Source organism: Ralstonia sp. OTU4908 (assembly GCF_038440115.1).
Classification (GTDB): Bacteria; Pseudomonadota; Gammaproteobacteria; order Burkholderiales; family Burkholderiaceae; genus Ralstonia; species Ralstonia pickettii.
The window spans coordinates 42,796-55,825 of the sequence record NZ_JASATD010000007.1 but is presented as its reverse complement, the minus strand read 5'-3'; the positions used below and the strand labels follow the sequence as shown (position 1 = coordinate 55,825).

Here is a 13,030-nt window from a genome sequence, read left to right as displayed (position 1 = left end):
GTCTACTATCCAGAATTTAGCTGATCGTAGATCGGATTAATAATCTCTTTATTTCTTGAAAATGAAAAAGAGCGAAACAAAATTGCAGGAGCGCCCTGACGCGTCGGCGGCTTCTGCGCGCCACGCCTTGGATCGCACTGATCGCGCGATTCTCAGGGCGCTCCAGCGCGATGCGTCTATCTCCAACGTGGCCCTCGCGGCCAAGGTAAACCTCAGCCCGCCGGCCTGCCTGCGCCGCGTGGAACGGCTCAAGGAGCTGGGGCTGATCAAGGGGATTGTTGCGCTGCTCGATCCGCGTGCGCTGGATCTGGGGTCGTTGGTGATGATTGGCGTCGTGCTGGATCGCTCGACGCCGGAATCGTTCACGGCATTTGAGAAAGCGGTGCAGAAGGTGCCCGGTTGCCTTGAATGCCACGTCGTAACCGGCGAGTTCGACTACTTCATGCTCGTGCGCACGAAAGACAACGAAAGCTACAACCGGCTCCACGCCGAGCAGTTGCTGTATCTGCCAGGCGTACGGCAGATCCGGACGTTCATGGTGCTCAAGCAGGTGCTGTCGACGACGGAACTGCCGGTGGCTTGACCGAGGGAGGGGGCTGCTCAGCCCTTGCGTTGATCCTTCAGGCGGTTCCACAGCATGCTGGCCCGGTTGCCGCTTCTGCAATACGCGAGGATCGGCTTGGGCAATGTGTCGACGAGTTGGCCGAAGGCGGCAACCTCTGCATCGCCAATGCGATTCGGCTCGACCGGCAGATAGCGTGCTTCCAGGCCCAGTGCGCGGGCGGCAGCGGCAATGTCTTCAAAGGCGGGCTGGTCGCTGCTCTCGCCATCCGGGCGGTTGCAGATGACCGAGCGGAAACCTGCATTGCGGATGGCCTTCAGTTCCGCAGGCATGATCTGTCGCGTCGCCGTCAACCCGCTGGATGCCGTGGCGCGGCATTGCTCGATCGCGCGCTGGAAACATGCGGCGGCAAAATCGACGTCGTGCTCGGTCGCAAAGCGGCCCAGGCTGATCCGCACAGTGCGGCCTGCAGCATCGGCATCCAGGCCGATCGCCGTCAGCACGTGCGACGGCGTGCCTGCGGCGGAGTTGCACGCCGATGTGGACGACACGGCGAGGTCGTCGCCCAGCATCATCGGCATGAAGCCGGGGGCGTTGACCGTCAGGCTGAGGGTGTGGGGAATGCGTTGGGCCACGTCGGCGTTCTGCACCACGTCGCCGAGGGCAAGCACCGCTGCCTTCAGCCGCTGGCTCAGCGCGGCAATGCGGGCGGTCTCGTGTTCCAGTTCTTCCGCCGCCAATTCGCACGCGACGCCCATGCCGACAATCTGATGCGTCGCCAACGTGCCCGAACGCAGACCGCGCTCGTGTCCGCCACCGTGAATTTGCGGCGCGAGGCGCGAGGCAATGTCGCGGCGCACATACAGCGCCCCAATACCCTTGGGGCCATACACCTTGTGGGCGGACATCGACAGCATGTCGATGCCGAGCGCACGCACATCGATCGGCGTCTTGCCGAGTGCTTGTGCGGCGTCGACGTGGAACAGCGCGCCAGCGGCATGCACGATCTGTGCGATCGCCCCAACGTCGGTCAGCGTGCCCAGCTCGTTGTTCACCAGCATGAGCGAGACGAGTCCGGTGTCGGGCGTCATCGCAGCGGCGACAGCCTCCGGCGTAATTTCGCCGTCGCGTGTTGGCGACAGGTACGTCACCGAACATCCGCGCGCCGCCAGGTTCGCCATCGTGTCGAGAATGGCCTTGTGTTCGATGCGGCTGGTGACGAGGTGGCGCTTGCCGGTGGCGGCCTCTGCGTAGCCCTTCAGCGCGAGGTTGTTGGACTCGGTTGCGCCCGACGTCCAGATGATCTCGTCGGCATCGGCGCCAATGAGCGCGGCGACTTGCTCGCGCGCTTGCTCGACCTTGTTCCGCGCCGCGCGGCCCGTCGCATGGGAATTGGACGCAGGGTTCCCGAACGCGCCTTCCATGCCGAGGCAGGCGGTCATGGCTGCAATCACACGTGGGTCGGCCGGCGTGGTGGCTGCGTAGTCGAGGTAGTGGAGGGTGTTGCTGTCGCTCATTTCGTTTCTGTGCTGCGGTGGAGGCAGGGAAAATGATACGGCGGACAGCCCAGAAAAATAATTCAAAGTTTCCTGTGAGTTGCTCGATGTGGCAGAAAATATTCCCTAAAATTAAGAATCTATAGAAGATAATTTTTACACCGAAATGGACGCCATTGACCGAGAACTACTGAGGCTCCTGCAGACCGATGCGACGCTGCCCATCGCTGAACTTGCGCAGCGCGTGAACCTCTCCCAAACGCCGTGCTGGAAGCGGGTGCAGCGGCTCAAGGACACGGGCGTCATCCGCGCCCAGGTGGCGCTGTGCGACGCGCGCAAGCTGGGCGTTGGCACCACGGTGTTCGTGGCCGTGCGCACCGATCAACACACCGAAAAGTGGGCGCAGCGTTTTACGCAAGTGGTGCGCGATATGCCCGAGGTGGTGGAGGTCTACCGGATGAGCGGCGAGATGGATTATCTGCTGCGCGTTGCGGTGGCGGGCATCGAAGACTACGACCGCGTGTACAAACACCTCATCAAGTCCGTGCCGCTGTCGGATGTGAGTTCATCGTTCTCGATGGAGCAGATCAAGTATTCGACCGCGCTGCCGGTGCGGGACGTTGGGCAGGGGGATTGAGGGAGTTTTTGCGGCTGAACTGTATGGGGGCTTTGTGGCGGCCATTCCAGCATCAGCAGGCCAGTTTTGACGTGGCAGTCACGCCATGCGTTTCGACGTCGCCTTCGTGAGCCTTTGAGGCGATGATGACCCGGTTGCGCCCTTTCTCTTTCGCCAGATAGAGCGCTGCATCCGCGCGAGCGAGCGTGGCTGCCAATGTGTCTCCAGGCATGACGCACTCGACTCCCGCGCTGAAGGTGCCGCGCACGCCTTCTCTTGGCGAATGCTCGACCGCAAGCCGGAGTTCATCCATCACGGCCGCAGCGGCGGCCTTGTCCGCATCGACCATCACAATCGCAAATTCCTCGCAGGAACGCCGGGGAAGACGGTAGTTGCTGTTCGGTGTTGTACGTGCTGGGCACGGCACCACTATTCGTTCTGCGCCCACCTTTCAACGATATCCGCGGGAATCGCCTGAAATACCTCCGCAAACGGTTTTCCCACCAGCGACTCTGCCTGCCGAAGCAACAGCGCGACCGGACTGCTTGGCTCGTGCGCTTCAAACCAAGTGCGTGCGAAGCAGATTTGCGTCAGAGCGTCGTGACGGCTGGTTGGCATAGTGTTGGCATTCTGGGAGGGGGCATGTTGCGCGTCTGCTGGCGGCAACGGGGCATTGTTGGCGCGTGAGGGGGCAGGGACCTGCGCAGCAGCAGGGGGTATTTCACTTGCCGGCGCGTACTCAATGGTCACAGGCTGTGCCGGCTCAGGACGCCCGGCCAATTGCAGCAGCCGTATCAACGGCTTTAGATCTGGCGCGTGATTGGGCAGTGAAGTTTCGGACCACAGCTGAATGGACTGCGCCAGCGCGCAGGCTTCCTGCATGGCCTCAATCTCAGGGGCTCCTTGGCTATGTAGGGCTTCTAGTTGCCGATGCACTGATGCCGGTGCAAGCGCATCGGCTGGGCGTGACTTGCCCAGCGCACGCTCGATATCGCGTATCTGAAGACGCATGGCATTGTTGCCCAGGGCAATTTCACGCACGTCGGCTAACAGCCCTTGCGGATCGACCAGCGTTGCGAGCGCATTGGCCCGAACGCCAGGGTCAACGTCCCCGTCGATCTCAAGCCGAGGATGGACTTGCTCGGGGAAGCGCGGTGGGCAGTGCCTGTCTGATAGCTACAGCAATAGTCGTGAGAAATTGCACTGGTGCTGTGAGGTGGGGCATACCTGGCTCGCCTGCCTAGATAACGCTACAGGAACTGTTCGGTATCGAGTTCATAGTCGAGTACGCCAACGGCAAGACCAAGCACTTCGCCAAACTCGACGCCATCGAGTCGACGGGCACCACGATGATGATCAAAGCGTTGGTCAATATGGTGCTGATGCGCGACATGATGAAGAAGGATCGGAAGTACTCCGTACCTTTCTACATCGATGAATGCAATATGGTGGATGAGATTAACCTGAAGGGCCTCGCCCAAACCGCACTGTCTCTCGGTTTCGTACCTGTGCTCGCCAGCACGATGGCGGTAGCCGTGACTCAAACCCTCTACTACGTGCAATGGGCCAAGGAAGGCCGTGCGGTGATCGAGCCCAAGAATCGTGTCCGCCGGCGGGAGCTGCAAGGGGACGATCTTGAAGCCGCTTGATCCGGTTGCTAAGGCTCTAGCGACATTGCTTGCCGGCGCCTGGGTGCCGGCAAGTGGTTTGTCCCAGGCCAGCTTGAGGATCTTGACCCCGCTGATCGATGCCGGAGCCATTCGGCAAATCCGCAGCGGTGGCGGTAACGTTTGGACTGCCTCGAATCACAGGGCGGTCCAGGCGTTTGCCAACAACCGATACCCGAGCGGCCTGGTGGTAGCCGCATCGCCAGAGTTGGGCGCACGGACTCAGGCCCTAGCTCAGTTCCGGGATACGAGAGCGAAAGGAGGCCTAGACTTCGAGTTCATGCACGCCCAAATCTACAAGGATGAGGCGCTGACAGTGGCCGGCGCCCCGGTAGGCGCGGCGCAGCAAACGTCCCAGTTAGGTTGCGTCTCCGTAGTCCTGGGCGCCGCGGGAGTACCGACCTTGGCAGGGTGCGTGGCCGTGGTCGAGGGGCCGCAACTGTTCCTGCGCTATGACGGGCCAGCGGCCGGCGTAGACGCAGTGGTGCTCTACAACGGTCGTGCGTCTGATCGGATGCTCGCCTGGCTGGAATCAAGTGGTGCGACTCGGCTTCTGCACTGCGCTGACTACGACCCCGTTGGGTTGGACGAGTACCTCCGTGCGAAACAACGACTAGGTGCGCGTCTCGAACCGTTGGCCCCGGCGAATCTCGATCACTCGTTCGATCGCTTCTCCAAGCCGGAACTACTTCACAAGAATTCCGGCTTGATGCGGCGGCTGTTACAGTCGGATGACCCCTACGTGCGACGCGTCGTCGGCCTCATGCAGCATTACGTCGCGGGCCTTGAGCATGGGGCTTTACTTGTCTGAGTCTTTCATGTCCCAAGAAGTGCACGAGGACCGGGCTTTGGATACGAGCTCCAATCTGAGGGAGGGGAAACGGCCTCGGTCGTGAATGGGTGTCTTCCTCGTGTTCTCAGGTGCGTCGTTTAATGTCACGGCGCCGGGGGGGCAACGAGGTTTGGTATGTCTGCGCACAGATGGATAGGCCTGGCATCGTATCCATGCAAAATGCCTACAAGATGCCTACACGCATGGGCTACGCGAAAAAGGGTTGCTGGAAAAATGTTCGCAACCCTTTGTTCTTGCTGGCCTGCCCAGAGGGATTCGAACCCCCGACCGTCGGCTTAGAAGCGATCATGCTTTGGCCGCTGTTCCCTTATGCAGCAAGGGTTTGCGGGACACTCAATGAATCTGAGCACACTTTGAGCACACTGCGACTACCGTGAGGTAGACGCGATGGCAGCAATTTCGAAGTACCGTGGCAAGTGGAAATGCCAAGTTCGTAAACATGGATTTCCACCACGCACAAAGACATTTGAAACCCGCGCTGATGCTGCTGCATGGGGCCGCATGATCGAATCGGAAATCGAACGCGGCGTGTTCGTCAACCGAGACGAAGCGGAACGGACCACGGTGGCTGACCTGCTTGCACGCTACCTGCGAGACGTATCGCCAACAAAGCGCAGTGGCAAAAGTGACAAGGGCCGGGTGAAGACGCTGACGAAGCGAATCGGTGCGTACAAGCTATCCGTTCTCGTTTCGCCGCATCTTGTCGCCTATCGCGACGCCCGGCTTCGCGTCGTTTCCGCCCAGACGGTCATCCACGAACTGAATCTGTTGAACCGGGTATTGACGCTTGCCACGAGAGAGTGGGGCATTGTGCTGCCCGGCGGCGTGCCGAAGGTCATCAAGCCACGTGCGCCGCAGGGTCGGGATCGCCGAGTGCACCCAGACGAAATGCAGGCGATCATCGATGCGACTGAGTCCAAGGAACTACGGGACTTCATCCGTCTTGCTGTTGCCACCGGCATGCGTCGAAGCGAAGTTGCCTCTCTGAGGTGGGAGCACATCAATCTCGAACGGCGTACAGCACATCTACCCGTAACCAAGACGGACACGCCACGTACCGTGCCACTGTCCAGCGTGGCTGTGGCGGTACTACAAGCCCGCAGGGCTGCTGGACATGTGACCCCCTTCACCATCACACCCGATGCCTTTACGCGGGCTTTCAGCCGATCTGTGCACCGCGCACGTAAGCAGTACGAAGCCACGTGCCAAATGCAGGACCAACAAGAGGACCCGCGTTGGCTTGTTGGCATTCGTCTGCACGACCTGCGTCACGAAGCGACAAGTCGTTTCTTTGAACACGGACTCGGTCTCATGGAGGTCGCCAGTATCACCGGTCATAAGACCCTAGCAATGCTTCAGCGATATACGCACCTTCGGGCAGAGGATTTGGCGAAGAAGCTCGGTTGATGTGGACCAGAAGGTGTCGCACCGCATCTGTGTTGGTTGGCATTCAGTTCTTACGTGTCATCCACAACACCCCACTTTCGTAGGGCTTCGCATTGGTGATGCGCGGCGCAACATGCTTCTAACGTCAACACATATGACGAACGGGGAAGCACATGGAAAAGAACATTGTTCGCGCAAAGGCATTCACCGTCCGCTCGAATAACGGCTGGTCAGAACGCTTCAATGGTGTCGTCACGCTGCTGACGGTCACTGACCACAACAAAGAGCACATCGAGACGTACCAGTGCGATCAGGCACGGTCAAATCGCGACTTGGCACAGGCGGATGCAGACAGGCTACTGTCATTGAAGACCAGCGAATTCGTGCAAACGCAGGCATGAGGCGATGAAGGGTATCTTGTGGATGCGCATAAGGTGGCGCCCGCAAGCTTCGCCTTCTGAACCGGCCAACACAACCGCGCAATGGTCTTCGTGGCGTGTCATGAAGATGCACAGGGCGGTGCGAATTAGACCACTTCCGTGTCGGTCCCGGCTTCGTCCTCTTCCACCATCAGCATATGCCGTGACGGATTCCACAGGATCGTAACTGCATGCTCACCGCCGTGGATGGGTAACACGGTCATTTCAACGCCACTCTTTCCGAGTTCATAGCGTTTGAGGACAGCGGTATCGTTTTCGCCGATGACGAGAATGCGCTTGCCGGGATAGGCATTCGTCAGTTGTGTGAGTTTGTCCGTCACAGCATCCAGCATTTGACGTTGCTTCATGCCTGACCTCGTCTATTCGATCCTTGCACCAACATAGCGCGATGTTGTGACGCCATTGAGATGCAGCGATGGGATTGGTCGTGACTACTGCCGAACCAACCACAGGGACCACGCAAGGTACAGCAGGCCAATGGCGATAAGGCAGGCAGCAACGCCAAGGTAGTAGCGGCTGCCGTAATGGGGTCTGACAGTGCCATACGCACGATGCGAATGTTGAATGTGATGTCTCATGATGTGCCCGTGCAGTGCACTGGTGGTGTGTGTCATTATCATGAGCAAGTTTTGCGCCCGGCTGCGTTGGTGCAGAAGTTCAGAGGGTAATGCTGACGTGGTCGCCTGATGCGCTGACGCCATCAACCTTGCGTGGTGGCGAGATCAGGCAAACGGGAAAATCGCGTGGCTTGGTCGTATGACCGCGACACCCTTGATGTCGAAGCTATAGGCTTGGCCGTCCGATTCGAAGGACAGGTGGCGCGGAGTCCAGTTCAAGGCCAGCAACTGCCGCACTTCGACACCATCGGCTGTGATGCCACCCGTCGCGACGGTAATGCTTTCGCATTCAAGGCGCAGTGCCGCACCGCCTGCATCACGGCCTTCTTCGATCAGTAGTGTCGTTGGGAAGTGAATCGGCATGATTGATCAACTCCCATCACGCACCGCAGTATCGTTCCAGCAACGCCGCTTCCGTTTCATACACCTCAACCGGAAAGCTGGTGGCACCAGCAAACGCCATATAACGCGCACGGTGCTGGCCGTTCCTGAAGGAAACGACACCTTCTTTGTCCAAGCCGATCAAGCTGAACAGCATGTGTCTGCTGCGCGTCTTGATGCTGACGTATGGCATCTCTGGAATTCTTGACTGGCTTGGGTCGAGGAACTCACGGATGCCACGGACCTTGCCCGGATACCATTCCTGCACGGGTGACAGCACATAGTCGGTGGTATCGCGGTCTGCACAAGTGAGCAGCTTCTTGGCATCGACCATCACGACCCGATGGCGTGCATCGTCGGACGCGAACGCACGCTTCAGGCGTATGAACGCGTATGGCTCATGGCCAGCAAGCTGGACGTTCCAAGTCTCAACACCGCTGTTGTGATGCGCCTGATCGACTTCCACACCATCCCCGAACGAGATAATTCTGCAAACGCGGAATTATGCCGGTGGATGATGAAAAGTGACACTGATGACACTGCGTGCAAATGACCATCAACGACCTCGCCGTCCACACTTGATGGGGTTGGGCAGAAGGTTTGTGCGAGGTTTCCCGATTAACCAAACGTTTCCGGGTGGCTTGATCGCGCACCAAGAATCACTATCACGACCGTTCGCAAGTCGTTGCGGCGGAAGGGAGGACACTGATTCAGTGTGCCGTTGAGGATACTTTTCGTCCGTGCGCATGGATGGGACCGGAAGCTTCGATACTCGCACCTTCCTCCGGACTGGATTCGCGACCTTCAAATCGGGTCAGTTGACGTTCGACCAACGCCTCAACATTCGCACGGTCCAGTTCATCAGGTTCCGCGTTATCGGTGAGCACAAGCAAAACCGCAAATTGACGGGCACTCAGCACGGTCGTCTCCGGTTCGTTTATTGGTTTCTTTGTGTCACATAGCGATTGACGTGACGACCTGCGTGTCGCGGGCAGGAAAAATAGCGTAGGTATACGTGCGCACCAGTTCAAGGAAACCGGATCGTTTCAAGCCGGACGGTAACAGCCGTCATCCGTGCCGCCGATGAGGCCCTGTACAACGCCAAGGCAACAGGCCGTGACAAGGTCGCACCGTCAATGCCACAACCGGCATAGCGGTACGGTATGGGTGATAGTGCGGGCGACAACGATCTGCTGTGACCGACACCGTCACGTCGCACCACTGATAGTGGATCGGACCGAATCAGTGTCCGGCATGGTCCTGTAATGGTGTGTGCAGCACCAATTGGATATTTGTCCCGTCGCCTGACACTGGTTCAATGGGGGCCAGAGATACCAATTGCACGATTGGTGACACCAATTGTCCCTTCCCCACTGGCCGCATTGGTGTCCAGATGGTGGTGGTCACTCGCGTGGGGGTGGGCTGACAGTGGACCACGCGGTCCGCATTGCTGTAGCGGTACCTATATGTGGTCTCGGACAGTGGTGTTCGATTGCCTATGACGACTGATCGGTCAGCGCAGATCTACCAATCAGTGCGCGGGACACCTATTCGAAGCCTTGGTGGCGCCGTAGTGGGCACGTCCATAGGCATCGTTGCGCCGATGACCCGTTGGCGCGGAGAGACACAATCAAAGAATTGCGCATAGAAAACGCTAATCGTCAAGAAATATGTTGACGGGAACGGCAAAAATTTGATAGAATGTCGTTTCATGTTCGGTAGTGCCTCTGCCCGCCGAACATTGAATGTCCTTATAGGACATCTCTGATGTGACATTCAGTCGTATCGAATGCTCACAACGCGGCAACCGGTTCACGGTACGCGTCTCTACATGATTTGAATCCGTTGTTCCTGATGTGGCTTGCGTTGCGCCTGTGCGCATGCCGGTGGCTTCCTGCCGCCCGATGTAGCCATGTCCGGGAACGTATTGAAGACCTCTTCAGCGTTCCAATACATCGCCAATCATGTGGCAGGCCGTGTCGCGCCATTGCCCTTGAATTGTCACGTCTGTGTTCGGGATTGCTGAAGTCGATAGGCGGTAGTACCGCATTAGCAATCATGGCTCTAGCCTTTAAACACGAAAACCAACGCAGCACCCAATCTACATCCCTAGTATCACAGGACGGTCACGCGCCTGACTACATTGGCGCAGTCAGTCAGACCTCGCAAGCCGCCGTTACGCTGATCACAGCATACGATCCGGTAACAAAGCACTTCTCCTTGTCGGGTGATAACCAGCTTCAGAAGTGCACCAGCGCACAACTCTCCGAAGCGGACTTATTAGTACGTACTTTTGCCTCTCTCGAAGGGTTCGGCGATCTACTGCATGGCTTGAACCCGAACCAATGCGTCGCCTATGGTTTGCCGCCTGATGGTGCCGAGTGCCTCGTCACCAAGGCCGCGCATGAGCGTGCTGGCTGCCCTGCGATCTCCACACCGCGAACGGAAGAAGCGTTCACTTGGCCGACTGGTCCCGGCATCCTGATGTTGGACTATGACGCGCCAAAGAGTGGGACTGCACTGACGCGAGAGGAACTGTTTGCTGCCCTGTATGCGGCCTGCCCGATGCTGGCGCAATCTGATGCACTTTGGATGCCCAGCACGTCATCTGAAATCTACAACATGGAGACGGGTGAACAACTAGCGGGCATTAAAGGCCAGCGCATCTACTTCATGCTGGCAAATGCCACGGACATTCCGCGCACGGGAAAGGCACTGCTTACGCACCTTTGGGCATCCGGCCATGGCCGCTATGAGGTGTCATCCAGTGGGCAGGTCCTTGAACGTGGCCTGTTTGACGCCAGTGTGTGGCAAACCAATCGAATTGATTTCGCTGGTGGTGCGTTATGCGATGAACCTTTGGAGCAGCACCGTGGTGTTCCGCTTCTCATTCAAGGTGCGCAGCGTTTGGTCAATAGTCCCTTGGCCGTTCTCGATCCGCCTGACGAGATTGTTAAGGCCGCCGACCATCACAAGTCTGTGGCACGTAATGCTGTTGCGGCAGAATCGGCCCGCAAGCGAGAAGCATGGAAGCAGGACCGTGCTGAAAGCATCAAGATCACGAATCCTGCGCTGACGCAGGACGCGATCACCAAGATGGTGGACCTTGCCGTTGACCATGATCACCGTCGCTTGATGGGCGCGTGGCCGATCATTGTCGTTGATGATCAGGGTAATGAGTCGTCGGTGTCCGTCGATGAAATTCTCGAAGACCCAGAGAAATATCATCTGATGCTGACGCTAGACCCACTGGAACCAGATTATGACGGTCGCCGTCCAGTCGGTAAGCTGTTCCTGTCAGGTCAACCGCGTCTGCACAGCTTCGCCCACGGCGGGGCGACTTTCACGTTGTCCAGCAAAGTGGTGCGAATTGAAATGTACCAAGGACGCACCCGCGACGCGGTTGATAGCCTTTTGCAGGTCATGAGGACCAGTCCAGAAATCTTCGATTTCGGAACATCTGTGGTGAAGGTCCATGATGGCAAGATGATCGGCTTCAATCAGGAAAGTATTCGTTACTGGATTGCTGGTGTAGTCCAGTTCTGCCATACGAAGGCTGCTGCAAACGGTCCGGCCTACGACGTATTGGAAGATCCACCGTATTCGATCTGCAAGACAGTGCTGGCTTTGCCCAATGAGCGCAACTTCAAGCCATTGCATGCAATCATCACGGCGCCAACACTGCGTAAAGATGGCACGGTCCTGTCGAATCCCGGCTACGACGCCACCAGCGGTTTGTTTTTGAACATCGAAGAAGATGCTGCCATCCCGGTACCGATGGCCCCAACTGAGGCACAAGCCCGCAAGGCACTAGAGACGCTGTGGTTCCCGTTCACGAACTTTCCGTTTGTGGACAACCTTGCAAAGGCTGCTCATCTCGCGGCGTTGCTGACGGCAGCCGTTCGTGCATCATTGCCCACCGCACCGGCATTTGGGTATGACGCACCAGTGCAGGGCAGCGGCAAGACATTGCTGGCGCAATGTGCCGCGTCTCTCGCGACAGGTAGCCCACCTGTGCTTTACCCTCACATCACCGGCAGTGATGATGGTGAGATGCGAAAGCGCTTGTTTTCGGCGCTGCTGGCAGGCCAGCGAACAATCGTGCTGGACAATATCCTTGGCAATTTCGACAGTGTTGCACTGGCTAGCATGCTGACCAGCGAGTTCATGCAAGACCGCAAGCTCGGTAAGTCGGAATCGCCAAGTGTTCCGACAGGTGCTTTGGTCCTGCTGACCGGCAACAACATGATGCTGGCCGGTGATATGCCACGCCGCGTAGTGCCTTGCCGTATCGACCCGCAAAGCGAAACGCCGTTCGACCGTTCTTTCAGCGTGGAACCGCTTTCGTACTGCTTGGTGAATCGCCAGAAGATGATCGCGGCGGCACTGACGCTGATTCGATACTACTTGTCCGCGAATGTGAGCCGCCCCGCGCCGGGACGCATGGCGTCGTTCGAATTGTGGGACGATTGGGTCCGCCAGACGGTGGTGTATGTGGATCAGACCATCGCGCCGGGTCAGTTTGGCGACGTGATGGAATTGATCAAGAAGAATCAAGCCGAAGACCCGACGAAAGAGACCCTGCGCAATCTTCTTCAGGGGCTGTATGGGTGCTTCGAGAATCGCGTATTTACCGCAAGCGAAGTGGCATCGGTCTGCCAGCGGGGTTCCCTATCGGAATCGAATGAAGGCAAGCTGAATGAAGCGGTGATGGCCGTTTCAACAAGCCCAAAGATTACGTCGGGCGGTGTGGGCAAGGTCCTTGCAAACCGTAAGGAACGCATTTGCGATGGCATGCGACTGACGGTGGTCAGCGACAACAAGAACGGTCGCACGTGGCGGGTCACGGGTCGTCCTGATTGATGAGGAGATGAAGGAGATAAAGGAGAAGAAATCGGTCACTAGAGAACTGGTTTGAACAAAAATTATGTTTGACCAGTGACTTTTGTCTCCTCTATCTCCTTGATCTCCTTCTTCATCTGTCACCGATGACTTCCATGACCAAGTGCCCG

Annotated in this window: 13 protein-coding genes; 7 read left to right on the top strand and 6 right to left on the bottom strand. The window is 58.0% G+C overall.

What is annotated here, in order from left to right; all coding sequences use genetic code 11:
* Nucleotides 1-61 precede the first annotated feature (61 nt).
* A complete protein-coding gene (locus AAHM38_RS08480; RefSeq protein WP_116576083.1) occupies nucleotides 62-583 on the top strand; it encodes an Lrp/AsnC family transcriptional regulator in 522 nt (173 codons plus the stop codon).
* Nucleotides 584-600: 17 nt separating this feature from the next.
* On the opposite strand, the gene AAHM38_RS08475 is transcribed toward AAHM38_RS08480, so the two are convergent.
* Complete coding sequence (locus AAHM38_RS08475; protein WP_116576084.1) at nucleotides 601-2,079, bottom strand: aminotransferase class V-fold PLP-dependent enzyme; 1,479 nt, start codon at nucleotides 2,077-2,079, stop codon at nucleotides 601-603.
* 145 nt (nucleotides 2,080-2,224) lie between these two features.
* On the opposite strand from AAHM38_RS08475, the gene AAHM38_RS08470 reads away from it, so the two are divergent.
* Nucleotides 2,225-2,695 carry an Lrp/AsnC family transcriptional regulator gene (locus AAHM38_RS08470; RefSeq protein WP_009240872.1) on the top strand — a complete coding sequence of 157 codons (471 nt, stop codon included), beginning with the start codon at nucleotides 2,225-2,227 and terminating at the stop codon, nucleotides 2,693-2,695.
* Nucleotides 2,696-2,747: 52 nt separating this feature from the next.
* On the opposite strand, the gene AAHM38_RS08465 is transcribed toward AAHM38_RS08470, so the two are convergent.
* The gene (locus AAHM38_RS08465; RefSeq protein ID WP_310735576.1) at nucleotides 2,748-3,101 is read right to left on the bottom strand and encodes a diguanylate cyclase; all 354 of its coding nucleotides are present in this window, start codon (nucleotides 3,099-3,101) and stop codon (nucleotides 2,748-2,750) included.
* Nucleotides 3,102-3,103: 2 nt separating this feature from the next.
* A complete protein-coding gene (locus tag AAHM38_RS08460; RefSeq protein ID WP_257019865.1) occupies nucleotides 3,104-3,715 on the bottom strand; it encodes a hypothetical protein in 612 nt (203 codons plus the stop codon).
* A 308-nt stretch (nucleotides 3,716-4,023) separates the two neighbouring features.
* Between AAHM38_RS08460 and AAHM38_RS08455 the strand changes: the two genes are divergently transcribed.
* From AAHM38_RS08455 to AAHM38_RS08440, 4 genes are all read left to right on the top strand, one after another.
* Nucleotides 4,024-4,323, top strand: coding sequence for a hypothetical protein (locus AAHM38_RS08455; RefSeq protein WP_257019866.1), 300 nt, complete (start codon nucleotides 4,024-4,026; stop codon nucleotides 4,321-4,323).
* Between the two features lie 298 nt (nucleotides 4,324-4,621).
* Nucleotides 4,622-5,152 carry a hypothetical protein gene (locus AAHM38_RS08450; RefSeq protein WP_259393911.1) on the top strand — a complete coding sequence of 177 codons (531 nt, stop codon included), beginning with the start codon at nucleotides 4,622-4,624 and terminating at the stop codon, nucleotides 5,150-5,152.
* A 429-nt stretch (nucleotides 5,153-5,581) separates the two neighbouring features.
* Nucleotides 5,582-6,601, top strand: coding sequence for a site-specific integrase (locus AAHM38_RS08445; RefSeq protein ID WP_116576085.1), 1,020 nt, complete (start codon nucleotides 5,582-5,584; stop codon nucleotides 6,599-6,601).
* Between the two features lie 152 nt (nucleotides 6,602-6,753).
* The gene (locus AAHM38_RS08440) at nucleotides 6,754-6,981 is read left to right on the top strand and encodes a hypothetical protein (protein WP_116576086.1); all 228 of its coding nucleotides are present in this window, start codon (nucleotides 6,754-6,756) and stop codon (nucleotides 6,979-6,981) included.
* A gap of 125 nt (nucleotides 6,982-7,106) precedes the next feature.
* Here the strand turns inward: AAHM38_RS08440 and AAHM38_RS08435 are convergent, their stop codons facing one another.
* The 3 genes from AAHM38_RS08435 to AAHM38_RS08425 form a co-directional block, all read right to left on the bottom strand.
* Nucleotides 7,107-7,367, bottom strand: coding sequence for a hypothetical protein (locus tag AAHM38_RS08435; RefSeq protein WP_116576087.1), 261 nt, complete (start codon nucleotides 7,365-7,367; stop codon nucleotides 7,107-7,109).
* Between the two features lie 375 nt (nucleotides 7,368-7,742).
* Nucleotides 7,743-8,000 (bottom strand): hypothetical protein, encoded by a 258-nt coding sequence (locus tag AAHM38_RS08430; RefSeq protein ID WP_116576089.1) that lies wholly within the window; start codon nucleotides 7,998-8,000, stop codon nucleotides 7,743-7,745.
* Nucleotides 8,001-8,016: 16 nt separating this feature from the next.
* Nucleotides 8,017-8,484: a plasmid fertility inhibition factor family protein gene (locus tag AAHM38_RS08425; RefSeq protein WP_116576090.1), complete on the bottom strand. Its 468-nt coding sequence runs from the start codon at nucleotides 8,482-8,484 to the stop codon at nucleotides 8,017-8,019.
* 1,592 nt (nucleotides 8,485-10,076) lie between these two features.
* Here AAHM38_RS08425 and AAHM38_RS08420 point away from each other — a divergent pair.
* A complete protein-coding gene (locus AAHM38_RS08420) occupies nucleotides 10,077-12,881 on the top strand; it encodes a hypothetical protein (RefSeq protein WP_125472845.1) in 2,805 nt (934 codons plus the stop codon).
* The last annotated feature ends 149 nt before the right edge of the window (nucleotides 12,882-13,030 follow it).